25 protein-coding genes are annotated in these 26,329 nt (G+C 51.5%); 20 read left to right on the top strand and 5 right to left on the bottom strand.

Going from position 1 to position 26,329, the window contains the following annotated elements; genetic code table 11:
• Positions 1–47: 47 nt before the first annotated feature.
• The gene (locus EDM56_RS23580) at positions 48–1,406 is read right to left on the bottom strand and encodes a TrkH family potassium uptake protein (protein WP_122920390.1); all 1,359 of its coding nucleotides are present in this window, start codon (positions 1,404–1,406) and stop codon (positions 48–50) included.
• Between the two features lie 91 nt (positions 1,407–1,497).
• Complete coding sequence (locus EDM56_RS23575; RefSeq protein ID WP_122920389.1) at positions 1,498–2,166, bottom strand: VOC family protein; 669 nt, start codon at positions 2,164–2,166, stop codon at positions 1,498–1,500.
• 195 nt (positions 2,167–2,361) lie between these two features.
• Between EDM56_RS23575 and lepA the strand changes: the two genes are divergently transcribed.
• The 13 genes from lepA to EDM56_RS23510 all read left to right on the top strand — a co-directional run bounded on the left by lepA (position 2,362) and on the right by EDM56_RS23510 (position 15,636).
• Complete coding sequence (gene lepA / locus EDM56_RS23570) at positions 2,362–4,179, top strand: translation elongation factor 4 (protein WP_122920388.1); 1,818 nt, start codon at positions 2,362–2,364, stop codon at positions 4,177–4,179.
• Positions 4,180–4,282: 103 nt separating this feature from the next.
• Entirely contained in the window at positions 4,283–5,434 is a 1,152-nt protein-coding gene (hemW, locus tag EDM56_RS23565) for a radical SAM family heme chaperone HemW (RefSeq protein WP_122920387.1), read from the top strand.
• A 166-nt stretch (positions 5,435–5,600) separates the two neighbouring features.
• Positions 5,601–6,632 carry a heat-inducible transcriptional repressor HrcA gene (gene hrcA / locus EDM56_RS23560; protein WP_122920386.1) on the top strand — a complete coding sequence of 344 codons (1,032 nt, stop codon included), beginning with the start codon at positions 5,601–5,603 and terminating at the stop codon, positions 6,630–6,632.
• 161 nt (positions 6,633–6,793) lie between these two features.
• On the top strand, positions 6,794–7,342 hold the full coding sequence (gene grpE, locus EDM56_RS23555; protein WP_246009505.1) for a nucleotide exchange factor GrpE: 549 nt from the start codon (positions 6,794–6,796) through the stop codon (positions 7,340–7,342).
• 54 nt (positions 7,343–7,396) lie between these two features.
• On the top strand, positions 7,397–9,235 hold the full coding sequence (gene dnaK / locus EDM56_RS23550; protein ID WP_122920384.1) for a molecular chaperone DnaK: 1,839 nt from the start codon (positions 7,397–7,399) through the stop codon (positions 9,233–9,235).
• Between the two features lie 183 nt (positions 9,236–9,418).
• On the top strand, positions 9,419–10,561 hold the full coding sequence (gene dnaJ, locus EDM56_RS23545; RefSeq protein ID WP_122920383.1) for a molecular chaperone DnaJ: 1,143 nt from the start codon (positions 9,419–9,421) through the stop codon (positions 10,559–10,561).
• A 59-nt stretch (positions 10,562–10,620) separates the two neighbouring features.
• Complete coding sequence (prmA, locus tag EDM56_RS23540) at positions 10,621–11,559, top strand: 50S ribosomal protein L11 methyltransferase (RefSeq protein WP_122920382.1); 939 nt, start codon at positions 10,621–10,623, stop codon at positions 11,557–11,559.
• Between the two features lie 19 nt (positions 11,560–11,578).
• The gene (locus EDM56_RS23535) at positions 11,579–12,313 is read left to right on the top strand and encodes a 16S rRNA (uracil(1498)-N(3))-methyltransferase (RefSeq protein WP_122920381.1); all 735 of its coding nucleotides are present in this window, start codon (positions 11,579–11,581) and stop codon (positions 12,311–12,313) included.
• A gap of 23 nt (positions 12,314–12,336) precedes the next feature.
• Entirely contained in the window at positions 12,337–13,695 is a 1,359-nt protein-coding gene (gene mtaB / locus EDM56_RS23530) for a tRNA (N(6)-L-threonylcarbamoyladenosine(37)-C(2))-methylthiotransferase MtaB (RefSeq protein WP_122920380.1), read from the top strand.
• Entirely contained in the window at positions 13,692–14,120 is a 429-nt protein-coding gene (locus tag EDM56_RS23525) for an NUDIX hydrolase (protein ID WP_122920379.1), read from the top strand. Before mtaB ends, EDM56_RS23525 begins: the two co-directional genes overlap by 4 nt.
• Positions 14,121–14,122: 2 nt before the next feature.
• Positions 14,123–14,305, top strand: coding sequence for a hypothetical protein (locus EDM56_RS23520; RefSeq protein ID WP_122920378.1), 183 nt, complete (start codon positions 14,123–14,125; stop codon positions 14,303–14,305).
• A gap of 277 nt (positions 14,306–14,582) precedes the next feature.
• On the top strand, positions 14,583–14,978 hold the full coding sequence (locus EDM56_RS23515; RefSeq protein WP_183192567.1) for a CidA/LrgA family protein: 396 nt from the start codon (positions 14,583–14,585) through the stop codon (positions 14,976–14,978).
• Complete coding sequence (locus tag EDM56_RS23510; protein WP_122920376.1) at positions 14,971–15,636, top strand: LrgB family protein; 666 nt, start codon at positions 14,971–14,973, stop codon at positions 15,634–15,636. Before EDM56_RS23515 ends, EDM56_RS23510 begins: the two co-directional genes overlap by 8 nt.
• Here the strand turns inward: EDM56_RS23510 and EDM56_RS23505 are convergent.
• Positions 15,599–16,555, bottom strand: coding sequence for a Na/Pi cotransporter family protein (locus tag EDM56_RS23505; protein ID WP_122920375.1), 957 nt, complete (start codon positions 16,553–16,555; stop codon positions 15,599–15,601). The two genes, EDM56_RS23510 and EDM56_RS23505, sit on opposite strands and share 38 nt — an antisense overlap.
• A gap of 85 nt (positions 16,556–16,640) precedes the next feature.
• On the opposite strand from EDM56_RS23505, the gene EDM56_RS23500 reads away from it, so the two are divergent.
• Both EDM56_RS23500 and cshA read left to right on the top strand, forming a co-directional pair.
• Positions 16,641–17,930, top strand: a complete 1,290-nt coding sequence (locus EDM56_RS23500; protein WP_122920374.1) for a class I SAM-dependent rRNA methyltransferase — start codon at positions 16,641–16,643, stop codon at positions 17,928–17,930.
• A gap of 72 nt (positions 17,931–18,002) precedes the next feature.
• A complete protein-coding gene (gene cshA, locus EDM56_RS23495) occupies positions 18,003–19,559 on the top strand; it encodes a degradosome RNA helicase CshA (protein WP_122920373.1) in 1,557 nt (518 codons plus the stop codon).
• A gap of 64 nt (positions 19,560–19,623) precedes the next feature.
• Here the strand turns inward: cshA and EDM56_RS23490 are convergent, their stop codons facing one another.
• Complete coding sequence (locus tag EDM56_RS23490) at positions 19,624–20,115, bottom strand: hypothetical protein (protein WP_122920372.1); 492 nt, start codon at positions 20,113–20,115, stop codon at positions 19,624–19,626.
• Positions 20,116–20,345: 230 nt separating this feature from the next.
• On the opposite strand from EDM56_RS23490, the gene EDM56_RS23485 reads away from it, so the two are divergent.
• The gene (locus EDM56_RS23485) at positions 20,346–21,461 is read left to right on the top strand and encodes a D-alanine--D-alanine ligase (protein WP_122920371.1); all 1,116 of its coding nucleotides are present in this window, start codon (positions 20,346–20,348) and stop codon (positions 21,459–21,461) included.
• A 66-nt stretch (positions 21,462–21,527) separates the two neighbouring features.
• Here EDM56_RS23485 and EDM56_RS23480 read toward each other — a convergent pair whose 3' ends face one another.
• Positions 21,528–22,907 carry a UDP-N-acetylmuramoyl-tripeptide--D-alanyl-D-alanine ligase gene (locus EDM56_RS23480; RefSeq protein ID WP_122920370.1) on the bottom strand — a complete coding sequence of 460 codons (1,380 nt, stop codon included), beginning with the start codon at positions 22,905–22,907 and terminating at the stop codon, positions 21,528–21,530.
• Positions 22,908–23,188: 281 nt separating this feature from the next.
• Between EDM56_RS23480 and rpsU the strand changes: the two genes are divergently transcribed.
• The 4 genes from rpsU (at position 23,189) to floA (ending at position 26,329) form a co-directional block, all read left to right on the top strand.
• Complete coding sequence (rpsU, locus tag EDM56_RS23475; protein ID WP_122920369.1) at positions 23,189–23,362, top strand: 30S ribosomal protein S21; 174 nt, start codon at positions 23,189–23,191, stop codon at positions 23,360–23,362.
• Between the two features lie 17 nt (positions 23,363–23,379).
• A complete protein-coding gene (locus EDM56_RS23470; protein ID WP_122920368.1) occupies positions 23,380–23,826 on the top strand; it encodes a GatB/YqeY domain-containing protein in 447 nt (148 codons plus the stop codon).
• Positions 23,827–23,962: 136 nt separating this feature from the next.
• Positions 23,963–25,300, top strand: coding sequence for an NfeD family protein (locus tag EDM56_RS23465; protein ID WP_122920367.1), 1,338 nt, complete (start codon positions 23,963–23,965; stop codon positions 25,298–25,300).
• Positions 25,301–25,324: 24 nt separating this feature from the next.
• Positions 25,325–26,329: a flotillin-like protein FloA gene (gene floA, locus EDM56_RS23460; RefSeq protein ID WP_122920366.1), complete on the top strand. Its 1,005-nt coding sequence runs from the start codon at positions 25,325–25,327 to the stop codon at positions 26,327–26,329.

The following is a 26,329-nucleotide window of genomic DNA, read 5'->3' as shown; positions in this document are numbered from 1 at the left end:
TAAGAAAAAAAGTGCGGCAAGCCCACAATGGCTTTCGCACTTTTTTCTTACTGTCCGATGATGATCCTCTCGGTCGGATAGCGATAATGTGTAATTTGATCGTCTTTTTTCAAGAAGAGCAGCATGTTGATAATCCCAATGCGTCCGATCACCATCAGGACGATCATGATGATTTTTCCCGTCGGGCTGAGCGAAGCGGTGATCCCGGTAGACATGCCGGTGGTCCCGAACGCCGAGCATACCTCGAACAGGAGCTGTTCCATCGGCAATCCTTCGGTCCAGGCAAGCAGGATGACAGCGGCGATGACCAAGCTGATCGCGAAAAAGAACACGAGGAACGAACGTAAAATATCGTCATCCGCCAGCTCCCGCCCAAACACTTTTACCCGCTTGTACCCGCGCATGTAGGACAAAATGGTTGCGTACAGGATGAAAAACGTTGTGGTCCGTATCCCGCCGCCTACGCTGCTTGGCGACGCACCGATGAACATAAGCAGCGACATCATGATCAGCGTCGGTGTAGAGAGCATGCTGATATCCATCGTAGTCAAACCGGCGCTGCGTGCCGAGACGGATTGAAACAACGAATAAAAGACGGACGGGATGAAACCTTTATCCGCCAAAAAGGCGCCCCGCTCAAACAAATAAAACAGAAGCGCACCCGCTACTAACAGGGTAAAGAAAGTAGCAGTCGTCACTTTCGTGAATAAAGAGAAGGTAAAGCGAGGTTTGACCCGTCGGTGCAAAACATAATGCTGCAGCTCGATCAGCACAGGAAAGCCGATCGCCCCGCAGATGATCAACAGCATATGGATCGTCTGGAACACATAGTCGTGCGAAAAATCGAGCAGAGAGTTGCCGTACAGATCAAATCCAGCATTGGTAAACGCGCTGACAGAGGCGAAGAATCCGTGGAAAAAAGCCATATACCAATGATCCACATAGCCGCGCAGCAGCAAGTAACTGCCCAACAAGAGCGTGCCGGCGACCTCGATGATGACGGCGAGCAGCAAGATGTTGCGCATCAGGTCGACCATCCCCGCCAATTTCGGCCGGTTGTGGTCAGTCGCGATCCAGATGCGTTGTTCAAGCCCGATTTTTTGGCGGAATAAGAGCCAGAAAAACGTGCCCAGCGTCATAATCCCGATCCCGCCTACCTGAAACAGCAGGGCGAGCAAAATGATACCTGCATGATTAAAGAAAAGATCGATTTGGATGACGGAAAGTCCAGTAACGCTGATGGCGCTGGACGCGGTGAAGAGGGCATCCAAATAAGTCAGCTGAACGCCGGGCTTGTGGAAAATAGGCATCCATAATAAAAGAGACGAGATCAAAACCGAACAAATATAAAAGCATACAATAATTTGTACGGAGTTTAACCGTCTTTTTTTCGATTTCGGCGGCAAAACACACGTCCTCCTGAAGTCATTTTTTCTCCTATCTTATCCAAGAAACGCGTTTCATGCAAAAAGCGCTTCGATCAGCAATGGATGGCGATCATTCGGCGTTGTTTCCCTCAAGCAGGATTCCGGTCGGATCAAAGTAAGCGAATGAGTAAGAATCGGCTGATTCCAGGCGTAGCGTCGCATTCGCAAGCGGGAAAAGCGCGGCATGCATGTCGGTGAAGTTCAGTTGGGTGCAGCTGATTTTCAAGATTTTCTCCAGCAGGCTGGAATCTGCAGTAAGCGTCGTGGTGCGCAGGATCGCCGCTTGGGGGAAGCCGGACGCAGACGGACGCGGCTTATCATACTGGATGAACCAAGGCAAATGTGGATAGGAACCGACCATGCGAAAGCTGACAGTTTGGCCGGTCGGATCGGTGACCTCGTGTACCCCGCTGTCCGAAACCGGATATTGCTCCTCCTGCAAGACGCGGATCACATGTTCCAAGTCGTCGGTTTCGAGGACGAGTGAAGTATAACCGTCGCCGTTTTCTGCTAAAAAGTCGCGAAGCTCATGTCCACCTTCCGAGGAATCGAGCTTGCTTTCGTCCGTAACATAAGCAACTTCAAGAAATCCGCCACCAGGGAACGGATAGGTGCGCGTAGATATGCCGGGAAAGGATTGGCCTGTGGCGGCAAGCGTCAGGCCACGCTTTTCGGTCAAAAATTGATGGAGCCAGTCCGGTTTAGCAGTTGCATAAATCAATCGGTCAATTTGAAACATCGTAACTCTCCTTTCATATCCCATCTACAATACCATGAAATTACCAGCCGGAGGGTGAAAAACGTTGTAATGCCGCAAGATAATCTTTATTGCTACACAAAAACGGCTTTGTTATAATAAATCTTAGTGTTTTTTTCACCGATGCCTTGTCCAGTGGCAAGGCAAGGACGTGAAACGCAGGAGGGAACGGAATTAATGGATCGCCTGGAAAGACAGAAAAAAATTCGCAATTTCTCTATCATCGCACATATTGACCACGGTAAATCAACGCTTGCCGACCGGATACTCGAATTGACAGGCGCATTAACCGCTCGCGAAATGGAAGCGCAATTCCTCGATACGATGGAACTGGAAAAAGAGCGCGGCATTACGATCAAGTTGAATGCAGTACGTCTCAATTACAAGGCGGATGACGGTGAGGAATACATCCTACACCTGATTGACACACCGGGACACGTCGACTTCACCTATGAAGTATCGCGCAGCCTGGCTGCCTGTGAAGGGGCACTACTCGTCGTGGATGCGGCCCAAGGGATTGAAGCACAGACGTTGGCAAACGTTTACCTCGCCCTTGACAACAATCTGGAGATCATTCCGATTATCAATAAAATCGACTTGCCAAGCGCGGAGCCTGAGCGCGTGAAACAGGAAGTGGAAGATGTAATCGGCTTGGATGCGAGCGAAGCGTGCTTGACATCCGCAAAAGCGGGTATTGGCATCAAGGACGTGCTGGAAGCCGTCGTGAAAAAAGTGCCAGCGCCAACAGGCGACCCGGACGCACCGCTGCAAGCCTTGATTTTTGACTCGTACTTCGATCCGTATCGCGGCGTTATCGCATCGGTGCGTATCGTAAACGGTACGTTGAAAAAGGGCATGAGGATCAAAATGATGGCAACAGGCAAGGCGTTCGAGGTTACCGAGGTGGGAACATCGACACCGCGCCAAACGCAGGTGGAAGAGCTGACCGTCGGGGATGTAGGCTATGTTGCCGCTTCGATCAAAACGGTAGGCGATACGAGCGTGGGTGATACGATCACAGATGCGGCCCGTCCGGCGGTAGAACCGTTGCCAGGCTACCGCAAAATCAACTCGATGGTATTCTGCGGTCTTTATCCGATCGACACAAGCGATTACAATGACCTGCGCGACGCCTTGGAAAAATTGCAGCTCAACGACGCATCGCTGCAATTCGAGCCGGAAACGTCGCAAGCCCTTGGCTTCGGCTTCCGTTGCGGATTCCTCGGACTGCTGCACATGGAGATCATCCAGGAGCGCATCGAGCGCGAGTTCAACATTGACCTGATCACGACGGCACCGAGCGTAATCTACCGCGTCACGCAGACGAACGGGGATACGTACGAAATCGACAACCCGTCCAAAATGCCCGACGTGCAAAAGATCGAAAAGATCGAAGAGCCTTACGTGACAGCGACCGTCATGGTACCGAAAGAATACGTCGGCGACGTAATGCAGCTTTGCCAAGGCAAACGTGGCGATTTCCTCGACATGCAATACCTCGGCGAAAACCGTGTGCAGCTGAAATACGACATGCCGTTGTCCGAGATCGTCTACGATTTCTTCGATCTGTTGAAATCGGGCACAAAAGGCTATGCATCCTTTGACTACGAGCTGGCTGGCTACAAACCATCCAAGCTGGTCAAAATGGACATTTTGCTCAATGGCGAAGAGGTGGACGCCCTGTCCTTCATCGTCCACAAAGACACGGCGTATCCGCGCGGTAAAGTGATTTGCGAAAAGCTGAAGGAACTGATTCCGCGCCAGCAATTCGAAGTGCCGATCCAAGCAGCGATCGGGCAAAAGATCGTTGCCCGCGAAACCATCAGTGCGATGCGCAAAAACGTACTCGCGAAATGCTACGGCGGTGACATTAGCCGAAAGCGGAAGCTGCTTGAGAAGCAGAAGGAAGGGAAAAAGCGGATGAAAGCCGTTGGTTCCGTCGAAGTACCACAAGAGGCGTTTATGGCCGTGCTCCGCATGGATGAGAAAAAATAGGGAGTTGCACAGACCTGACGAAAGCTATGCGTCAGGTCCTCTTTTTATCGCAGGCCCTTTACCCATGAACGAATGATCATCAACAGACAGGAGGGGAGCAGCAGTGACCCCGCAATCGGTTTACATTCACATTCCATTTTGTACAAATAAATGCTTTTATTGCGATTTCAACTCGTTTGTCACCAATAACCCGCAGCTCGTCTGGGACTATTTGGAGGCGCTGAAAAAAGAAATGCAGCTGACATTTGCCCAAACACCGCCGGAGCGAATCAAGACGATCTTTGTTGGCGGTGGGACACCGACGTTTCTCGATGCCGAGCAGATGCGCTTTTTCCTCCAATCCGTACAAGAGAATCTGGGGCAATATCTCGAGAGCGATCTTGAATTTACCATGGAAGCCAATCCGGGCACGACAGACCGCGAAAAGCTCAAGGTGATGCGCAGCTTCGGCGTAAACCGACTTTCGTTTGGGGCGCAATCGTTCGATGATGAGCTATTGAAGCGGATCGGACGCATCCACGATTCGGCTGCGATCGGCAAAAGCATTGAGAATGCACGCCTCGAAGGGTTCGAAAATCTCTCCATCGACTTAATGTTCGGCTTGCCGGACCAAACGATGGACAAGTTCGCGGATTCACTTGATCGGGCGTTCGAGCTGCCGACCACGCATTTTTCCGCTTACAGCTTGAAAGTCGAGGAGAACACGCTGTTCCATACTCTCTATCAAAAGGACCAGCTGCCATTGCCGACAGAAGAGACCGAGCTTGCCATGTATCTGCTTTTGATCGAACGGATGGAGACGCAAGGCTATCGGATGTATGAAATTAGCAATTTTGCCAAGCCGGGCTTTGAAAGCCGGCACAACCAGACGTATTGGCGCAATGAAGCCTACTACGGTTTGGGAGCTGGCGCACATGGATATGTGAACGGGCAGCGTCATGTGAATGCAGGACCGCTTGCCATGTACATGCAGATGGCCAAAGACGGGTTGCCACGCGTGGAGCACTTTGCGGTTACGCGCGTGGAACAGATGGAGGAGCAGATGATTTTGGGGCTGCGCCTTCGTAGAGGAGTCGACATCGCACAATTCGAGCGTAGATTCGGCGAGTCAATGACGCAAAAATTCGGTGCGGTGATCGAGGCTGAGAAGGCCAAAGGGATGCTGGAGGAAAGCGAAGGCTATTTACGGTTGACTCAGCAGGCACTTCCGCTTGGCAACGAGGTTTTTGCCAAATTCCTTGGTATAGACAAGTAGAAACGGCCCATTACGTCGTTTTTGCCCACAAAGTTTCCCAAGGAAGCGTCCAAGAGGCGTTGACAAATGATCGTTCACTTGATAAGTTAATACTATATTTAGCACTCAATCGCGCTGAGTGCTAACAAAACGATCTTGCATCGTTTGCCAAAGGGAGGCGACCGTTATGTTATCAGAACGACAACGTTTGATTTTGAGTGCGATTATCGACAATTACATTCGTTCCGCAGAACCTGTCGGCTCCCGAACCATATCGAAGCGCGATGATGTTGGATTTAGTTCCGCTACGATTCGCAACGAGATGGCCGACCTCGAAGAGCTGGGCTATCTTGAACAGCCGCATACATCGGCGGGACGCATTCCTTCTACGCTAGGCTACCGTTTTTATGTGGACCATCTCCTTCAACCACAAGGTTTTAATGAAGAGGAAATGGGAAACTTTAAGCAGGTATTCGCTGAGCGCATCATGCAGTACGAGCAAGTTTTTGATTACACAGCGGCAATGCTGTCGCAAATGACCAACTACACCTCGATTGTCTTGGGACCGGAGATGTTTGAGCACCGGTTGAAACATATCCAGATCGTGCCGCTCTCGGAACAACAAGCGGTAGCGATTGTGGTGACGCACACAGGTCGGGTGGAAAACAAGCTGATCGATATCCCTGCGGGCGTACCCGCCTCGGAAGTGGAGAAGCTGGTTAATTTATTGAACCACCGCTTGCAGGATGTGCCGGTATGGCAGCTGCGACAACGGTTGTACCAGGAGATTGCCGACGAGATGAAGCGTCATATGGAGCACTACGAACAGATGCTGCACATGATCGAGGGAACATTCGAGGAGGATGTCTCCGATCGTTTTATCCTGCACGGCACAACCAAAATTATGAACCAACCGGAGTTTCGCGACGTAGAAAAGGTAAAGGATATATTGGAGCTTCTTGAGCAGAGCGACCAGCTAGTTAACTTGTTTGGCATGCCCCAGGACGGCATGCAGATTCGCATTGGACAGGAGAACCAAGTGAATGCCGTGAAAGATTGCTCGATAATCACAACATCCTATTATCTCGACGGCAAGCCGGTAGGGAAAGTAGGTATTCTTGGGCCGACCCGCATGGATTACAACAAGGTGATTTCCGCATTGAACTACATCGGGCACGGACTGTCGCGCTTGCTCGCCAAACAGTTCGATTCCAAGTAAGCACATAAGCAAGACCGGTTCTTCCTTCGCAAGAGCCAGTACCTAGAAGACTTATTTCGTACAGACAGGAATCCGTCAACTTTCTTGTCCAGTATAAGAAAACCGATAGCTCTGCCAACAACCGCAGGGCAGTCCGGTTTTCGAACCAGGAGGGTATCAAGGTGAGCGACGAAAAAACAGCTGTGGACCAGCAAAACCAAGCGGAATTTCCCGAAGACGCACAGGAGCAGGTTGAACAGCCTGCAGATGCTGTAAATTTGGGAGAGGAAGCGGAGCGCTGGAAAAAAGAGGCGGAGGAAACCAACGACCGTCTGCTGCGGGCCATGGCCGATATGGAAAACATGCGCCGCCGTTTCCGCAAAGAGCAGGAGGATATGCAGAAGTATGCAGCTTTGCCGGTAGTGGAAGCACTGCTTCCTGCGATCGACAATTTCGAACGCGCTATGTCCGTCGATAAGGAAAACCTGACGGTCGACTCTTTGCTGCAAGGCATCAATATGGTGTACCGTCAAATGGTGCAAGTGTTTGAGAAAGAAGGCCTGCAAGCGATTGAATCGGTAGGGAAGCCGTTTGACCCTCATATTCATCAGGCGGTCATGCAGGTGGAAGACTCGGCGTATGAGCCGGGAACCGTTGTGGAAGAACTGCAAAAAGGCTACCAATTCAAAGACCGGACCGTGCGCCCGGCGATGGTAAAAGTAAACGGATAAGAACAACAACAATTAACTACACTTTTCTGTGATCATTCAAGGAGGTTTTTTTTCATGAGTCGCGTAATCGGTATTGACTTAGGTACAACTAACTCTTGTGTTGCGGTAATGGAAGGCGGAGAGCCAGTCGTTATTGCCAATCCGGAAGGCAATCGCACTACACCATCTGTTGTGGCATTCAAAAATGGCGAGCGCATCGTCGGTGAAGCGGCGAAGCGTCAAGCAATCACCAACCCTGACAACACTGTTATCTCCATCAAGCGCTGGATGGGGACAAACCATAAAGAAACGCTGGAAGGCAAAGAATACACACCGCAAGAAGTATCCGCAATGATTTTGCAAAAACTCAAAGCTGACGCAGAAGCGTATTTGGGCCAACCGGTGACCCAAGCGGTTATCACCGTTCCTGCTTATTTCAATGACAGCCAGCGTCAAGCAACAAAAGACGCAGGTAAAATCGCGGGTCTGGAAGTTCTGCGTATCGTCAACGAGCCGACAGCAGCTGCACTCGCTTACGGTATGGAGAAAACAGAAGACCAAACTGTACTTGTTTATGACTTGGGCGGCGGTACGTTCGACGTATCCATCCTCGAACTTTCCGAAGGCTTCTTCGAAGTAAAAGCGACTTCCGGCGACAACAAGCTGGGCGGCGATGACTTTGACCAAGTGGTTATCGATTATTTGGTAGCCGAGTTCAAAAAAGACAACGGCATTGACCTTTCTAAAGACCGCATGGCGATGCAACGTTTGAAAGACGCAGCGGAAAAAGCGAAAAAAGACTTGTCCGGCGTGTTGACTACAACCATTTCCCTGCCATTCATCACGGCAGATGCAACCGGTCCAAAGCACTTGGAGCTGAACATGACTCGTGCCAAATTCGAAGAGCTGTCTGCTCATCTGGTTGAGCGCACATTGGGCCCAACTCGCCAAGCGCTGCAAGACGCTGGCATCTCCCCAAGCGAACTGCATCGCGTCATTCTGGTCGGTGGTTCCACTCGTATCCCGGCTGTACAAGAAGCGATCAAAAAGCTGACAGGCAAAGAACCGCACAAAGGCGTTAACCCAGATGAAGTAGTTGCACTTGGTGCTGCTGTTCAAGCGGGCGTTTTGACCGGTGATGTAAAAGACGTGGTACTGCTCGACGTAACACCGCTTTCCTTGGGTATCGAAACATTGGGCGGCGTATTTACCAAGCTGATCGACCGCAACACCACGATCCCAACAAGCAAATCGCAAGTGTTCTCTACTGCGGCTGACAACCAGCCATCCGTTGAGATCCACGTGCTGCAAGGGGAGCGCCAAATGGCAGCGGACAACAAAACATTGGGCCGCTTCACCCTCAACGAACTCCCGCCAGCACCGCGCGGCATTCCGCAAATCGAAGTTGCTTTCGACATCGATGCGAACGGTATCGTAAACGTGCGTGCGAAAGATCTGGGAACCGGACGTGAGCAACGCATCACGATCACTTCCAACTCCGGCTTAAACGATGCCGATATCGAGCGCATGGTAAAAGACGCAGAACTCAACGCGGAAGCGGACAAAAAGCGCAAAGAAGAAGTGGAAGTGCGCAACGAAGCAGATCAACTGGTGTTCACGACTGAAAAAACCATGAAAGATCTGGAAGGCAAAGTGGATCAAGCGGAGATCGACAAAGCGAATGCAGCCAAGGAAAAAGTGAAAACAGCACTGGCTGGTGGCAACTTTGACGAGATCAAAGCAGCGAAAGACGAACTGTCCGAAATCGTGCAGCAGCTGTCTGTGAAGCTGTATGAGCAAGCGGCTCAAGCACAGCAGCAAGCGCAAAACGCGCAAGGCGGCGCTGACGCATCCGACAGCAAAAAAGACAATGTGGTCGATGCGGACTACGAAGTTGTAGACGATAAAAAATAAGGTTAGACATATGGAAAAAAGTCAAAGTCAAGCTACCTTGGCTTTGACTTTTTTCCTGTCTGCATCCTGAAGCAGGCACTTTGACCGGGTTTTCTCCATAACCATACACGCGTTCATTGAAGCTTTGATGATTGCGTGCTATGATAACATTTGACTGTTTTCGACACGGGAGTGATTTGTTGCATGAAACGCGATTATTATGAAGTGCTCGGAGTGGCGAAAGACGCGGACGCGGAAGATGTCAAAAAAGCGTACCGCAAGCTGGCGAGACAGTACCACCCCGATGTAAATAAAGAAGCGAACGCAGAAGAGAAATTTAAAGAAGTAAAAGAAGCCTACGATGTTCTGTCGGATACCCAGAAGCGTTCTCAGTACGATCGATTTGGTCACCAAGACCCGAATCAAGGGTTTGGCCAAGGTGGATTCGGTGGCTTTGACAGCTCTGGAATGGGTGGTTTTGGCGACATTTTCGACATGTTTTTCGGCGGTGGTGGCGGCGGACGGCGCAGCAATCCGAATGCACCGCGCAAAGGTTCTGATTTGCAATACAGCATGTCCATCGAATTCACGGAAGCCGTGTTCGGCAAGGAAGCGGACGTGGAAATTCCGAAGGAAGCGGAATGCGACACGTGCCACGGTACAGGCGGCAAGCCTGGTGCTGACGTGGAAACGTGCAAAACGTGTAACGGTTCCGGACAGCAGGAAGTGCAGGCGAATACGCCATTCGGCAAAATCGTCAACCGTCGCGTTTGCCAAACGTGCGAAGGAAAAGGAAAAGTGTACAAGGAAAAATGCGGAACGTGCCGCGGCGCTGGCCGCGTTAAAGTGCGCCGCAAAATCCATCTCAACATTCCTGCCGGTGTGGATGACGGAGCACAGCTGCGCGTAACCGGCGAAGGGGAACCTGGCTTTAATGGCGGGCCAGCAGGCGATTTGTATGTGGTGCTGCGCGTCAAAAACCACGATTTCTTCGAACGTGAAGGCAACGACATATATTGCGAAGTGCCGATCTCCTTTGGGCAAGCGGCTTTGGGTGCAGAAATTGAAGTGCCTACGGTCGATGGCCGTGTGAAATTGAAGGTTCCAGCTGGTACGCAGACCGAGACGTTTTTCCGTCTCCGTGGAAAAGGCGTGCCGTTCCTGCGTGGAAGCGGCCGGGGTGACCAGCATGTGAAAGTGCGCATCGTGACGCCGAAGAAACTGACGGATCGTCAAAAAGAATTAGTCATGGAACTGTTTGAGATGAACGAAGGTGCGGTTGTGGAAACGCACGCATCGGATGAGAGCTTTTTTGAGCGAATGAAACGGGCATTCCGTGGAGAATAATTTTACTTTTGCAACCCTATCGTCATATGGCGATAGGGTTTAAGAAACGGGGAGAAGCGATGAAGTGGTCAGAAATCAGTATCCATACAACGGCTGAGGCAGTGGAAGCCGTCTCGAACATTTTGCATGAAGCAGGAGCGAACGGAGTTGTCATTGAAGATCCGGAAGTGCTCTACCGTGAATGGGATACACCATTTGGCGAGATTTATCAGCTCTCCCCGGATGATTTTCCGAAAGAAGGCGTGCTGGTCAAAGCGTATCTGCCGGTCAACAGCTATTTGGGAGAGACGGTAGAGGAGATCAAAGGGCAGCTAAACGAGCTTTTGCTCTATGGGCTTGACCTCGGCAGTGGCACCATCACCGTGACGGAAGTGCATGAAGATGAGTGGGCGACCGCTTGGAAAAAGTATTACAAGCCCGTCACCATTTCCGAGCGGATCACCATCAGTCCGGTCTGGGAAGAATATCAGCCGAAGAGTGCCGATGAGCTGGTGATCGAGATGGACCCAGGTATGGCTTTCGGCACAGGGACCCATCCGACAACCGTATTGTGCATTCGTTCGATCGAAAAATACTTGCAGCCGGGCGACCGCGTGTACGATGTAGGAACAGGAACGGCGATTTTGTCCATTGCGGCTGCCAAACTCGGCGCTGACCACATTTTGGCAATGGATCTCGATGAAGTCGCTGTCCGCTCCGCAGAAGCGAACATCAAGATCAACAAGGTTGCAGATAAAATCAACGTGAAACAAAACAACCTGCTGGATGGCATCGAAGAACAGGTGGAAGTGATTGTCGCTAACATTTTGGCGGAAGTGATCCTGCGCTTTACCGATGATGTGGCCAGATTGCTCCTACCTGACGGAACCTTCATTGCGTCCGGCATCATCAAAGCACGTGAAGCGGATGTCGTTGCGGGCTTGGAGCAAAGCGGGCTTACGATCTTAGAAACAGTTTACATCGACGACTGGGTAGCAATTGTGGCAAAAAAACGTTAAAATATTGAGGTCAATCCCTATGCAAAGATATTTTATTGATCCGAGCCAGTGGTCTCTTACTCAGGTGGAAATCACCGGAGACGATGTTCATCATATCGTTAATGTGATGCGATCAGCCGTTGGTGAGGAAATTATCGTAAGCGATGGTGCAGGCAAAGCTGCATTGGCTCGCCTGGCCGTCATTGAACCGAAGCGGGTGGTCGCTGACATCGTCGAGCCGCTTGCAAGTGAGAGTGAACTGCCAGTGCGCGTGACAATCGCGCAAGGCTTGCCAAAAGGCGACAAAATGGAATGGATCTTGCAAAAGGGAACGGAATTGGGCGCGTTCGCCTTTTTTCCTTTTTCATCGGAGCGTACGATCGTGAAGCTGGATGCCAAAAAAGAAGCGAAGAAGCTGGAGCGGTGGCAAAAAATCGCAAAGGAAGCCGCGGAGCAGTCGCACCGTGCGGTTTTGCCCGAGATTTACGCACCGGTCAGTTTTGAAGCGCTGCTAAAAGCATCGAAGAATTATAGCGCTGCTGTCATCGCCTATGAAAAGGAAGAGGAGAACGGCTTGCGCGGCGTGCTTACCGGCCTTACTCCGGGAGATTCCCTATTAGTGCTGATAGGCCCAGAAGGCGGCTTTAGTGAAGATGAGGTGAGTCGGGCACAGGCGGCAGGTATCCGTTCTGTCACATGCGGGCCTCGTATTTTGCGAACGGAGACAGCCAGCCAGTACGTATTGTCTGCTGTCTCGTACCAGTTTGAGATGTAACTAGGTTGGAAGGAGGATCAGCAATGTCTACCGTTGCTTTTCATACACTCGGCTGTAAAGTGAACAGCTATGAAACAGAAGCGATCTGGCAGCTTTTTGAAAAAAACGGCTACCAGCGCGTAGATTTTGAAGAAGATACGGCAGATGTCTATGTTATCAACACATGCACGGTCACCAATACGGGGGACAAAAAGAGCCGGCAAGTAATTCGCCGTGCCATTCGTCGTAACCCGGAGGCAATCATCGCCGTTACAGGGTGCTATGCGCAGACGTCACCGAAAGAGATAGCTGATATTCCGGGCGTCGATATCGTGCTCGGTACGCAAGGAAGAGACAAGCTGCTCGACTATGTAGAGCAGATTAAAGCGGAGCGTACGCCGATCAATGCGGTGGGCAATATCATGAAAGCCCGCGATTTTGAGGAGCTTGACGTGCCGGCATTTACGGACCGCACTCGTGCTTCCCTGAAAATCCAGGAAGGCTGCAACAACTTCTGCACCTTCTGCATCATCCCTTGGGCGCGCGGTCTGATGCGTTCCCGCAAACCGGAGAGCGTTGTAGAGCAAGCGCGCAACCTCGTGGCGGCTGGCTACCTAGAGATCGTGCTGACCGGCATTCATACAGGCGGCTATGGCGAAGATTTGGAAGACTACAACCTGGCGAAATTGCTGGTTGATCTGCATCAGGTGGAAGGCTTGAAACGGATTCGCATCAGCTCCATCGAGGCAAGCCAAATCACGGATGAGGTGATTTCCGTCATCGACGGCTCCGACCTGATTTGCCGCCATCTGCACGTTCCGCTGCAAGCGGGCGATGACGATGTGCTGAAACGGATGCGCCGCAAATATACGACCGCCGAGTTCAGAGAGAAGATGGAGAAAGTCCGCAAAGCGCTGCCGGGCGTTGCGCTGACTACGGATGTGATCGTCGGTTTCCCTGGCGAGACGGAAGAGCAATTCGTAACTGGCTACAACTTTATCAAGGAAATCGGCTTCGCGGAATTGCATGTTTTCCCGTATTCGATGCGCACAGGTACGCCTGCCGCACGGATGGAGGATCAGGTTCCAGATGAGATCAAGCGTGAGCGCGTTGCGAAGCTGATCGAGTTGAACAACGAGGAATTGACGATCAATTACGGCAAGCAATTCGTCGGCGATGTGCTGGAAGTCATTCCAGAACGTTTGTATAAAGAGGATCCCGAAAGCGGCATGCTGATGGGTTACTCCGACAACTATCTCAACATCGTCTTCCCGGGAACGGAAGACATGATCGGGAAAGTGTGCAAAGTTCGCCTTGATGAAGTGGGCTCTGAATACTGCCAAGGCACGTTTGTACGCGTACTCGACGATGCTGCGGTCCTGGTAAAGGACAAAGCGGTATGATCGAAATTTCGGCAGGTGGAGTTGTCTACAAGGAAGAAAACGGCGAATTGCAGTTTCTTCTGATTGAAGATCGATATGGCAAGCGGACGCTGGCCAAAGGAAAGCAGGAACCGGGCGAAACGCTTGAAGAGAATGCGCTGCGTGAAGTCTTGGAAGAAACGGGTGTTAGGGGTCAGATTATCAAGCCGCTATATACTGTCCACTATCAATACAAGCACGCGAAGACCGGGGAACTGGTCGACAAAGAAGTGCACTACTATCTCATCGAGGCGTTGTCAGGTAAGCTTGCTGCCCAAATCGAGGAGATCAATGCGGTTCACTGGCGCAGCCCTGCTGATGCTTGGCACGATCAGGTGACACAAGGTTATTCGAACAATGATCAAGTGATGAAACTGGCGCTTCACCATTTCGGGATCGAGGTGTAGGCATGAAGCTGAACAAATCCATCTACCATATGCTTCACAAACAGGAAGCGACGGCAGTCATGTTTGGCAAACTGTGCGCAGACGCCACATCGCTTGCGTTGGTGAAAGCGGGTGCGATCCGGATTAGGGCTAGTGCGGGCGTTTCGATCGTTTCGAGAGAAGAAGCTACAGAAAGCGGCTACTAGGCGATAGAACTCGACCAAAATGGTCGGGTTTTTCGTTTTTGTAAGTGCAACCGCGGCTACGCCAAAAAGATCGGCGTATCCAGGTTTTCTAATCGTATAAGAATGTATAAGTGCTTGCGCTTATAAAATCTGGAGCGGAAGACGGAGTACCTCAGCGTCACTTCCAGCATAGGCATCGGTAAAAGCTTCCACAGATCGAAGGATCTGCTTCTTGAAAGGACTTCTAAAAGAAGTTTTTCTTATGCGATCGACTTGCAGGAAAGGGGAATCGGAAGAGATGTGGGGATGGGTTATTATCTTTGCGTTTTGGGGCCTTGGGGTTGTTTGCAACCAGTGGCTGCACATTCCATTTCCGGGCAATCTGCTTGGAATGCTCTTTCTTGTCGTCTTTTTAGCGTTTGGCTGGATCAAGCTTGATCTTGTCGAAAAAGCAGCGTCGTTTTTGATGAAGCATATGCTCTTGTTTTTCGTACCAATCATGGTCGGCGTGAGCCAGCAATTCCATATGATTGAAGAGAATCCGTGGCCCATTCTTTTGGCCTTGACGATCGGTACGGCAGTGGTGATGCTTGTCTCTGGGACGATTATGGAACAATACATGCGCCGCAAAAAAGCAAAAGAGAGCCAACATTCAATCGTGTCAGAAGAGGGAGAGGTGCGCCGCAATGCTTAGCGCAGCAGCCATTATTCTTACATTGATCGTGTATGCAGCGGTACGCCGCTTTTCCCATCGGTTGAAGTGGGTTCACCCGATTATCGCAGCATCCGTGGTAATCGGGGTGATCTGGTATGTGACAAGCGGCGATTGGGCCGCTTATGCTGCTGGCGGACAATGGATTACCGTCTGGCTCGGCCCGGCAACGGTGGCTCTCGCCGTGCCGCTTGCCAAACAGTTAAAAGAGCTGAAAACGTTATGGCCGGGCATCTTGCTTGGCGTCGGGATCGGCTGCGGCACATCCATTGCAATCGTGTGGGCGCTTGTCAGCTTGTTTGGAGGCGATCCTGTCGTACTCCACAGCATGCTGTCCAAATCGGTCACGACTCCAATTTCTGTTGAATTGGCTAAGGTGGTTGGCGGCAATCCGTCACTGGCGGCCTTGTTCACGGCAGGAACCGGTTTGGTCGGAGCAAGCATGGCGCGCAGCCTGTTGAAAATTGCCCGCATTAACGATCCGTGGGCGGCCGGCATCGCTGTCGGCACGACCGCACATGCGATCGGAACCGCAGGCTTTCCACAGGAGGAGCAGCAAAAAGTGGCGGCGTCCACGCTTGCGATGATTATGGCGGGGATCATTACATCACTTTATTTGGTTCCTTTCCATTTGGGATGATCCAGTCCATCCATTTGGCCAGAATCGACACGAACGGCAGCGCAATGACGGAGCAAGCCACATTGAAAATCGATTGGGCATGTGCGATCTGTTGAGACGGATCGTCCGTAAGCGTAGCGGTGATGCTGGCCAAACTACCTAACAACGGAATGAAAGAGATCGCGCCGGCCAAGTTGAACAGCGTATGGAACCAGGCGACTTGTTGAGAAGCGCGATTTGTGCCAATACTGGCGATGAGGGCGGTAAAGCAGGTTCCGACGTTGGCGCCGAGCACGACTGCGAGTGCGGTGTCCATGTTCATCACGCCATGGGCCAAAAGGTTCATCGTGATGGCGATCGTCGCAGATCCACTCTGGATCAATCCGGAGAAAAGTGTGCCGGTGATCAGGCCGATCCAGATAGAATGGCTGCTCTCCAAAAAGAGGCCGCGAAACGTCTGAGATTCCTCCAACGGGCGGGCCATGACCTGCATTGTGTCGATCCCGAGAAAAATCAACCCGAAACCAGCGATGATCAGCCCGATGCAGCGGTACAGCTTGCGGGATTGCAGCCAAAAGATCACGCCGATCAACAGCATCGGCACAGCCAGCTTTTCTAAGCGAAGCGCAATCAGCTGCGTCGTGATGGTGGAGCCGATATTGGCTCCCAAAATAATGCCGATCGTCTGGGCGAACCGAATGATTCCCGCTTGTGTCAAGCCGATTGTAAGCACGGTGACAGCACCGGAGCTTTGCAGCACGAACGTGGAAATCAGCCCAGAGAAGAAACTGTGCACCGGTGTGCGGGTAAAGCGCATCATCAACGCTTTCATCCGGTCGCCGGCGAGGTTTTGGAAGCCGATGCGCATCGCGTACATACCCAGCAGAAAAAAGGTAAGGCCGAGGGCAAAAGGAACGGCTATGTTATAGAATGGCGACATGGTACGTCCATTCCTCCTCACATTTGGTCGATAGTAAAACGTTATGCTTGGACTAAGACAGGCATGACAAGGAGGCGTAAGCAAAATGGCAAAGGTATTCATGGTGAAAAACCGTAAAAAACGATTGGAAAACGGGCATCCGTGGATTTATCAATCGGAAATTCAGGAAGTCGTAGGCGAGTATGAGCCGGGTGACATCGTGGAGGTCGTCAACCATCAGGGGCACTTCCTGGCAAAAGGCTACATCAATCCGAGCTCGCAGCTGATGGTGCGGGTGATGAGCTACGATCCGAAAGAAGAGATCGATCTCGATTTTTTCATCCGGCGCATCTCCCGGGCAGCCGCCTATCGCACGCGTTTTGTCAGCAATCCGGAAGCGTGCCGCGTCGTATACGGCGAGGGCGACTTTTTGCCTGGCCTAATCGTCGACCGCTACAACGATATTTTGGTTGTGCAAATTTTGTCGCTCGGCATGGAAGTGCGCCGCGACTTTATTCGCGATGCGCTGGTACAGGTGTTTGAGCCAAAAGGCATCTATCTGCGCAATGACGTTCCGGTACGCGAGCTGGAAGGCCTCACGCAAGCCAAAGAAGTCTTGTACGGGGAATGCCCGCGTGAGATCACGATTCAGGAAAATGAGCTGTCCTATGTCGTTGATATCGTTGAGGGGCAAAAAACCGGATTCTTCTATGACCAACGCGAGAACCGTGCGTCGATCGCTCCCTTAATGAAAGGCTGGGGTGCTTCACATGGAATAACGATGCAGCCGCAGGGCGAAAATGGTGCTTTGGTACCGGTTGACAAAAGAGGCAAAGTGATGAAAAATCCTTTTTGGGACGGCGCTGAAGTATTGGAGTGCTTTACCCATACCGGATCCTTCACATTGAATGCTTGCAAACACGGGGCAAAAAAAGTGACTGCTTTGGACATTTCTGAGCATGCTATAGAGACAGCCCGCCGAAACATCACGATGAACGGATTTTTGCATCGCGTCGATTTTGTCGTTGCGAACGCGTTCGATTATTTGCGTGAATCGGTGGAGGCTGAAAAATCGTGGGATGTAGTGATTCTGGATCCACCTGCCTTTGCAAAATCCCGCTCGGCTGTAAAGGGTGCAACCCGTGGTTACAAAGACATCAACCTGCACGGCATGAAGCTTGTCCGTCCAGGCGGCTATTTGGTCACCGCTTCTTGCTCGTACCACATGTCGGAGGAGCTGTTTCTGGAGACAATCCAGGAGGCTGCGTACGACGCGAAGAAAATTTTGCGCTTGGTTGATTGGCGTGGAGCAGGCAAAGATCATCCGCAAATTACAGGGCAAGAAGAGGGCCACTACCTGAAATTTGCAATTTTTGAAGTTCGCCCCCGCAAATAGCTTTCTTTTCTGAAGTTTTTCTGGTAGTATTGATATTCTGTGACACTTGGCGGTAAAAGGAGCAATTTTAACGTGAAAACCTTTCAAGAATTTGAGTTACACCATTCTTTAACTCGTGCCATTTCCGAGATGGGATTCGAAGAAGCTACGCCGATCCAAGCCCAGGTAATTCCACTGGCACTGACCGGCCGCGATTTGATCGGCCAGGCTCAAACCGGAACTGGTAAGACGGCGGCATTCGGTATCCCGCTTCTCGAAAAAGTAGATATAGACAATGATAAGGTGCAAGGTCTCGTTCTCGCACCTACACGCGAGCTGGCGATCCAGGTGGCGGAAGAATTGTCCAAAATCGGAGCGCATAAACGCGTTAAGATTTTGCCCATCTACGGCGGGCAGGACATCGGGCGCCAAATCCGTGCGCTGAAAAACCGTCCACATCTGATCATCGCGACACCAGGACGGCTGATTGACCATCTGGAGCGGCATACTGTTCGTCTGGGTGACGTGGAAACCGTCGTATTGGACGAAGCGGACGAAATGCTGAACATGGGCTTCCTCGAGGAAATCCAAAAAATCTTGTCTCAAGTACCGACTGAGAGACAAACCATGCTGTTCTCTGCTACCATGCCTGCGCCAATTCGTAAGCTGGCAGACCAGTTCCTGAACAATCCAGAGCACATTTCGGTCATCCCAAAAGTGGTGAAGGCACCGTCGATCGCACAGTTCTACTGTGAAGTGTCGGAGCGTCAAAAATTTGACGCCCTGTGCCGCATGATCGATATTGACGGTCCTGACCTGGCAATCGTTTTCGGACGCACGAAGCGACGCGTCGATGAGCTGGCTGGCGCTTTGCAGAAACGCGGCTATATGGCTGAAGGGCTGCATGGCGACCTGTCGCAAAATCAGCGCGACCAAGTTATGCGCAAATTCCGCGAAGGCCAAATCGAGCTTTTGGTTGCGACTGACGTAGCTGCACGCGGAATCGACGTTTCCAACGTGACTCACGTCTACAACTTCGACATTCCGCAAGATCCAGAAAGCTACACCCACCGTGTCGGCCGTACCGGGCGTGCGGGTCGCGAAGGTACTGCGACGACATTCGTCACACCGCGCGAAACCGAGCATCTGCATTTCATTGAGCGTATCAGCAAATTTAAAATCGCCAAGCGGCAAATGCCGACATTCGCTGATGCAGTCAACAAACAAATGCAAAATGCCGTTGAAAAAATCGTGGATACAATCGAATCCAACGAATTGGATACGTACATCACCATGGCAAATGAACTGTTGGATGAGCATGATTCCAATCGTTTGATCGCGGCGGCGCTGAAGCTGTTGACGCGCGAAACCAATAATGTAAATATCGAGCTTACGCCAGAAGCGCCTCTGCGCAGCAAAAAGCCGAAATTCGGCGGTGGTGGTAGCCAAGGCTCGTACCAAGGCAACCGTCGTCGCGACGATTTCCGCGGCGGTAAACCAGGTACAGGCGGCAGACCAGGCGGCTATGGTAGCAAGCCTAGTGGCGGCAAACCAAGCGCTGGCAAACGCGGCTTCTATGATGAACTTCGCGGCAAGCGCAAAAAAGAAGATCGCCCATTCAAAAAAGAAAAAGACTTCGTGAACGTGTAAGCGAACCACGAAGGAAAACAACAAACCCGACCATGCTCTGATAAAGAGCGGTCGGGTTTTTGTGCTATGCAAATTGTTTGTCGCGCAGGACACGCTCAACGACCTCCAGCGCTTTCTTCATCGCCAGCTCTTTTCCTAAGAGAACCTGCGATTCCGCGGGTGTCGCTCCCTTCATTGAGCTGATCTGCTCCAGCTCATAGCGGAGCAAATGGTCGATGATGTGCACCTGAACGCGCCCGATTTCACGCTGCTTCCTACGGTCTCGTTCGTTGAATTCCTTCTGCGCCCTGCTTTCCTCCACGTATTTATCGATATCATCCTCTAAGAAATGTGCCGCCGTGCAGATGATGGTGCGGTACTCATCCGTTTGAGAGGGGATGACACGCAAGGTATGCCCCAAATGCGCGAGTAAAAACTTGTTCAGCACAATGCTGTTGTGTGTATAGTCGTTGAACAAAAGGGAGTACTCGCCTAGAAAGTTGCCCGTTTCCTTTTCGAACTCGTGCAAGAGCGTATAATTCGAACAGTACGTACAAAAAAGCAGATAATCTCTCATCCCTGCTTCCTCCTAAGTAAGTGGCCTCGACTGGTCAAATTGTTATTGTTACTTTATGTGGCTGGGCCAAAAGTAGTGAACTGCTTGGGCTCTTGAATTGGCTGGGGAGAGAGTGTATGCTTGGAAAGAAAAAATGACAGACAACAGATAGGCGCACCTATCGTCCGCCTGGCATACCATGACAAAGAGATCAAGATTGTACTGACGGTAGTAAAGAGAGGGATTGGAACATGGGGAACAAAATTCGACTGGGCATCATATACGGAGGCAAATCATCGGAGCATGAAGTCTCCCTCCGGACGGCACATTCCATTATGAAGGCGGTCGATCCAAATAAATACGAGCTAACACCGGTTTATGTGACGCTTGATGGCGGTTGGGTGCAGGGCAGTCCGATTGCCGAGCGGATCGAAAGTGTCGAGCGGCTTCGCTTGCAGCCGGGAGAAGCTGCAGCTGACGCGGCGGAAACCGGAGTGCAAAAGGTGGAGACGAAGCAATCGTCACTTCTGAATCTGGGCGGAAAGGTGGATGTCATTTTTCCGGTCATTCATGGACCGAATGGCGAGGACGGGACGATCCAAGGCTTGCTGGAGCTTGCAGGTCTGCCATACGTCGGCACAGGCGTGATGGCATCGGCAGTCGGCATGGATAAATGGATGATGAAAAACGTATTCGCGCAAGCAGGGCTCAAACAGGTTGCATTCATCGGCGTACTTCGCTCCCGCTTGGAACGGGAAGAGGAGCAGGTCGTCGTGCAAATCGAGCAGGAGCTGGGCTATCCATGTTTTGTGAAACCGGCAAACATGGGTTCGTCTGTCGGGATCAGCAAAGCGAAAAATCGCGAGGAACTGCACGAAGCACTTGCACTTGCTGCCAAGTTCGACCGACGTCTCGTTGTGGAGGCGTTCGCAAAGGGACGTGAAGTCGAAATCGGTGTTTTGGGGAATGACGAGCTGATCACATCGGTCGTGGGCGAAGTGATTCCAGCGAAGGAATTTTACGACTATGAAGCGAAATATAAAGGCGCGGGAACCGAATTACAGATCCCGGCCCAGATCCCGGATTCCGTGTCCGAGCGAATTGCTGAGACCGCGAAGCAGGCGTTTGTGGCGATCGACGGCTCCGGCTTGTCGCGCGTCGACTTTTTCTGGGATGAAGAAAGCGATGAGCTGTATATTAACGAAATCAATACAATGCCAGGCTTCACTCCGTTCAGCATGTATCCGATGCTGTTCCAAGCGGCTGGCATTGAGTACAGCGAGCTGATTGACCGCTTGGTTACGCTGGCGTTGGAGCGTCACCGCGAAAAAGAGAAAAACATCGTCGCCGCTGAAGAGCTGGAATAGCAGCGAAAGAGACAAAAAACCCGAGGCACGGTCAGTTGCCTCGGGTTTTTACGTATCAATGAATAATTACAGGGCTGCTGACAATTCCGCAGGGAAATCTTTCAACAAAGTATTACGAGATGCTTTGAACAAAATTGCGTTGCCGTTTACCGCAAGTGATGACAAAAGCGGAGCGGAATCTTGTTTCGTCGCGAAATGCTGCTTTTCTCCCGCATACGCATTATGAATGTGGAGGGCTTCTGTACCAATCGTGATGACAAGTGCGAAACGGTCGCGGTAGACATTCAAAAGCTCACCGATACCTGTATGCATCGCATCGCTGTCAGGCCCCAGCTCAAGCATGTTTCCGAGGACCAAGATACGCTTCTTGTCTGGGAAAATGCCTGCAAATGTTTCGATTGCAACTCGCATGGAGGTAGGGTTTGCGTTGTAAGCGTCGTTAATGAAGATGGCGCCAGTAGGTGACTTGATAATCTCGAAACGCATGGCAGAGAGGCTTACAGACGCCAGAGCGGCCTGAATCTCTTCTTTGGTAAGGCCGAATCGGAGGGCGATCGCAATTGCTGGCAAGCAATTGGAGACGTTATGCTTCCCGAACAACGGCACGGACACAGTAAAGCGCACGCCATCGGTCGATACGTATGTAAAGTGCGTACCTTCTTGCGTGCTGGTAATGTCTTCTGCCCAAATGTCTGCGGTGCCTTCCACCGAGTAGTACATAATGCTTCCGTCGTACAGATGGCTGACGCGACGCAAATACTCATTGTCACCGTTCAGGAATACGACCCCGTTCGGATCGGTGTGCGGCAACAGCTCCGCCTTCGCCAACGCCACCTTTTCCTTGGTGCCGAAATATTCAAGATGTGCCTCACCGATATTCGTGATCACGCTGTATTGCGGACGTACGATGGAAGCGAGCAGATCGATTTCGCCAGCGTGGTTCATCCCAAGCTCCATAACGGCTGCCTGATGCTCGTTCTCAAGCTGCAGCAAGGAAAAAGGCACACCGAGATGATTGTTCAAATTTTTATACGTTTTGTAAATGGTCAGTTTGCTTGCCAGCAAATGCCCGATGACATCTTTTGTCGATGTTTTTCCGACGCTGCCGGTGACGGCCACAAACGGGATGTCAAACGTGTTGCGATAGGCCTCGGCCACTTTTTGATAGGCGCGCAGGGTGTCGTTGACCAGAACCAAGGCAAAGCCATCTGGCAGATTGTGGGGTAGCTTCTCTTGATCGGAAATGATCGCGGCACAAGCGCCTTGGGCAATGGCGGCTCCAAGGAAGTCGTGTCCGTCCCGATCACCTTTGATCGCAATGAACACACCGCCGCTTGCAAGCTCGCGACTGTCGAAATGAAAGTGGTTGACCGCAAGCGCCGGATCCCCGCTCAAGAGCAGGCCACCTGCCATTTTCGCCACCTGTTGAATGGTAATCGGATTCATTGTTCGCTCTCCTTCTTCCCAAAAGTATCGAAGCCATGCTATCATGCTAAGGTGAGCATAGCAAGCATTGGTTATAAAATCATCGTCAACACAGTAAATGTATGGTGAATCACCAAGAGCTATGTACGGGATAACAGGGGTTTTGGTGCATTCTGGCAAATTTTTGGGATAAACCTTCGCATTGTAGGTTGACCAAAGGTGGGTATCTGTCCTATAATGTAATTTGACAGTCTGTGCTTATACAGTTGTCCCACGGTTTCAAGCGGAGGGAGGGAAGACAGATGGCAGAAATTCGCGTTCGTAAAAACGAGTCCTTGGAAAGCGCACTACGCCGTTTTAAGCGTGAAAGTGCAAAGGCTGGTGTGATGGCTGAGCTTCGCAAACGCCGCCACTTTGAAAAGCCTAGCATTAAGCGTAAGAAAAAATCCGAAGCGGCTCGTAAGCGCAAGTTCTAATTTTCGGAGGGCGAATCATGAGTGTAATGGAGCGACTCAATCAAGATTTAAAGCAAGCGATGAAGGACAAAGCAGCAATTAAACTCTCCGTTATCCGCATGGTGAAGGCCGCTATTAAGAACGAAGAGATAAACAAAGGCAGCCTTTTGTCCGAAGATGAAGAGCTTTCCATCTTGACCCGTGAGTTAAAGCAACGCCGTGAATCCCTCCAAGAGTTTGAGAAGGCCGGTCGTGAAGATTTGGCGGAGAAAATCCGTGAAGAAATCATTGTGTTGACTTCTTACATGCCTGCTCAATTGAGCGAAGATGAAATCCGTCAGATTGCAACCGAAGTAATTTCGCAAGTCGGAGCCTCCTCGAAAAAAGAGATGGGCAAAGTGATGGGAGCAATGATGCCGAAAGTCAAAGGTAAAGCCGATGGCAACCTCGTGCAAAAAGTTGTTTCCGAGCTTCTACCATCGTAAGTATAGATACGAACCAAGACCCAGTCTCTGATGAGGCTGGGTTTTTCCATAGGGCGAAAAGAAACTTGAAACTTTTCCACATTTCTGCCGTAATTCATACAGAAGATACGACACGTAAAGCGAGGAGGGAAACGAAGTGTATGATACGAAGCGAACCGCTCGCCGCAGCAGGCTGATCGGTTGGCTGTCGCTCGTCGCCCTACTATTCGTCGGGTTAGCCTATTCCCAGGCCGGGTATGCTGCGGAATATAAGAAAGTAGTCCGCATACCGGTAGACCAAGGAATAGAGCGCGGCTTGGAAAGCTTTCTGGAACGCGCATTCGCTACGGCTGAGAAACAAGGTGCCGATTTGGTCATTTTGGACATCAATACGCCGGGCGGCGAGGTAAATGCCGCCGACCAAATCGGAGCGCTGGTCCGCCAAGCCCCGATGCATGTCATCGCGTTTATCGATAACCAGGCTTTCTCGGCAGGAACCTACATCGCGCTCAACGCCAATGAAATCGTCATGACGCCGGGAGCAAGCATCGGAGCGGCGGCGCCAATCGATCGAGCGGGCAACACTGCTGACATCAAGACCATCTCAGCATGGTCGGAAAAAATGGAGGCGGCAGCCAAGCTGAACCACCGTAATCCGGATATCGCCCGGGCGATGGTGGAGGTAGAGACGGAGTTTCCGGGCATCAAGCCAAAGGGCACTGTTCTTTCGCTTGAAGCGCAGCATGCCAAGCAAGTAGGCTATGCGGATCGTCTGGTTGCAAACGAAGCAGCGCTTTTTCAGGCGTTAGGCGTCAGCCAGGATCAGGTGACTGATATTACGCCGACGCTGGGTGAAAAAGTGGCGCGAATCGTCACGAGTCCTTATGTCATGAGTCTTTTGCTCGTCATCGGCCTTGTCGGCTTGGCGATCGAATTGATCGTGCCAGGATTCGGTATTGCTGGTACAATAGGGATCTGTGCCTTTGCCCTTTACTTTTTTGGGCATGTGATCGCTGGCTTTGCGAGCGGCATCCACATCGCGCTGTTTGTAATCGGTGTACTGATGCTTATCATGGAGATATTCCTGCCGGGCGGCATCGTCGGCACGCTGGGCGTAATCAGTATGGTGAGCGGCCTTGTGCTCGCTGCCTATGATACTGAGCAAGGATTAGCCTCCCTGGGAATCGCTGCGCTGATTACAGCGGTCGTCATCGTCGTTCTCGTCAAATATTTGGGCGTGCGCGGAATGTGGAGCAAGTTCATCCTGAAGACCGAGCAAAGCAAAGAGAGCGGCTATGTCGCACCGCGTGACCAGAGTTCCCTGATCGGCAAAGAAGGGATTGCAATCACACCGATGCATCCGTCGGGCATGATTCGTATCGACGGAAAGCGGATTGATGCAGTAAGCGTAGGCGGCTTCATCAAAGCGGGCACGCCAATCTGTGTCATCCAGGTTGAAGGAACGCGCATTGTCGTGCAGGAACAAGAACAGTAAATAAAAAAAGTGTAGGTGAGATGAATGTTGGAATCGGGTTTACTGCCACTTATTTTAATGATTGTGGTAGCGTTGATCGTTTTGTCAGTCTTCTTTTCATTCGTACCTGTTATGCTGTGGATTTCAGCATTGGCGTCAGGCGTGCGAATCGGCATCATCACTCTGGTCGCAATGCGGTTGCGCCGTGTTTATCCGGCTCGTATCGTCAATCCGCTGATCAAGGCGCGCAAAGCGGGCCTGGAGCTGGATACGAACCAACTGGAGAGCCACTACCTGTCCGGTGGTAACGTTGACCGCGTTGTGGACGCACTTGTAGCCGCGCAACGCGCTGACATCCCGCTCGGCTTCGAACGGGCGGCTGCTATTGACCTAGCGGGACGCGACGTGCTACAAGCCGTGCAAATGAGCGTTAATCCGAAAGTAATTGAAACGCCTGTTGTTGCTGCAATGGCGAAAAACGGTATCGAAGTGCGTGCCAAAGCGAAAGTTACGGTACGTGCAAACATTGACCGGTTGGTCGGGGGTGCTGGCGAGGAAACCATTATTGCCCGCGTCGGTGAAGGAATTGTCACAACCATCGGTAGCTCCGAAATGCACAAGGACGTCCTGGAAAATCCGGACCGCATCTCGCAAACCGTTTTGAACAAAGGGTTGGATGCTGGCACGGCGTTTGAAATCCTCTCGATCGATATCGCGGACGTGGATGTAGGGAAAAACATCGGTGCACAGCTGCAGACGGATCAAGCGGAGGCAGACAAGCGGATCGCTCAGGCGAAAGCGGAAGAACGCCGCGCGATGGCGGTGGCGACCGAACAGGAAATGAAAGCGCGCGTACAGGAAATGAAGGCAAAAGTCGTGGAATCCGAGGCGGAAGTACCGCTTGCGCTCTCAGAAGCGCTGCGTTCCGGAAAGCTCGGCGTTATGGATTATTACAATCTGCAAAATCTCGTGGCAGATACTACGATGCGCGAGTCGTTTGGCAGCACTACGGATAATAAACATAAGGACATCGAAGGCGAGCAGAAATAG

Origin of the sequence: Brevibacillus fluminis (assembly GCF_003710825.1) — a bacterium.
GTDB classification, from domain to species: Bacteria; Bacillota; Bacilli; order Brevibacillales; family Brevibacillaceae; genus Brevibacillus_D; species Brevibacillus_D fluminis.
This window is presented reverse-complemented; position numbering and strand designations above follow the sequence as displayed.

What these genes read in the sequence shown, in the direction of transcription:
- EDM56_RS23575 (WP_122920389.1), bottom strand. Translation starts at nt 2,166, where the DNA reads ATGTTTCAAATTGACCGATTGATTTATGCAACTGCTAAACCGGACTGG.
- lepA (WP_122920388.1), top strand. Translation starts at nt 2,362, where the DNA reads ATGGATCGCCTGGAAAGACAGAAAAAAATTCGCAATTTCTCTATCATC.
- hrcA (WP_122920386.1), top strand. Translation starts at nt 5,601, where the DNA reads ATGTTATCAGAACGACAACGTTTGATTTTGAGTGCGATTATCGACAAT.
- dnaK (WP_122920384.1), top strand. Translation starts at nt 7,397, where the DNA reads ATGAGTCGCGTAATCGGTATTGACTTAGGTACAACTAACTCTTGTGTT.
- dnaJ (WP_122920383.1), top strand. Translation starts at nt 9,419, where the DNA reads ATGAAACGCGATTATTATGAAGTGCTCGGAGTGGCGAAAGACGCGGAC.
- prmA (WP_122920382.1), top strand. Translation starts at nt 10,621, where the DNA reads ATGAAGTGGTCAGAAATCAGTATCCATACAACGGCTGAGGCAGTGGAA.
- EDM56_RS23535 (WP_122920381.1), top strand. Translation starts at nt 11,579, where the DNA reads ATGCAAAGATATTTTATTGATCCGAGCCAGTGGTCTCTTACTCAGGTG.
- mtaB (WP_122920380.1), top strand. Translation starts at nt 12,337, where the DNA reads ATGTCTACCGTTGCTTTTCATACACTCGGCTGTAAAGTGAACAGCTAT.
- EDM56_RS23525 (WP_122920379.1), top strand. Translation starts at nt 13,692, where the DNA reads ATGATCGAAATTTCGGCAGGTGGAGTTGTCTACAAGGAAGAAAACGGC.
- EDM56_RS23520 (WP_122920378.1), top strand. Translation starts at nt 14,123, where the DNA reads ATGAAGCTGAACAAATCCATCTACCATATGCTTCACAAACAGGAAGCG.
- EDM56_RS23515 (WP_183192567.1), top strand. Translation starts at nt 14,583, where the DNA reads ATGTGGGGATGGGTTATTATCTTTGCGTTTTGGGGCCTTGGGGTTGTT.
- EDM56_RS23510 (WP_122920376.1), top strand. Translation starts at nt 14,971, where the DNA reads ATGCTTAGCGCAGCAGCCATTATTCTTACATTGATCGTGTATGCAGCG.
- EDM56_RS23505 (WP_122920375.1), bottom strand. Translation starts at nt 16,555, where the DNA reads ATGTCGCCATTCTATAACATAGCCGTTCCTTTTGCCCTCGGCCTTACC.
- EDM56_RS23500 (WP_122920374.1), top strand. Translation starts at nt 16,641, where the DNA reads ATGGCAAAGGTATTCATGGTGAAAAACCGTAAAAAACGATTGGAAAAC.
- EDM56_RS23490 (WP_122920372.1), bottom strand. Translation starts at nt 20,115, where the DNA reads ATGAGAGATTATCTGCTTTTTTGTACGTACTGTTCGAATTATACGCTC.
- EDM56_RS23485 (WP_122920371.1), top strand. Translation starts at nt 20,346, where the DNA reads ATGGGGAACAAAATTCGACTGGGCATCATATACGGAGGCAAATCATCG.
- EDM56_RS23480 (WP_122920370.1), bottom strand. Translation starts at nt 22,907, where the DNA reads ATGAATCCGATTACCATTCAACAGGTGGCGAAAATGGCAGGTGGCCTG.
- rpsU (WP_122920369.1), top strand. Translation starts at nt 23,189, where the DNA reads ATGGCAGAAATTCGCGTTCGTAAAAACGAGTCCTTGGAAAGCGCACTA.
- EDM56_RS23470 (WP_122920368.1), top strand. Translation starts at nt 23,380, where the DNA reads ATGAGTGTAATGGAGCGACTCAATCAAGATTTAAAGCAAGCGATGAAG.
- floA (WP_122920366.1), top strand. Translation starts at nt 25,325, where the DNA reads ATGTTGGAATCGGGTTTACTGCCACTTATTTTAATGATTGTGGTAGCG.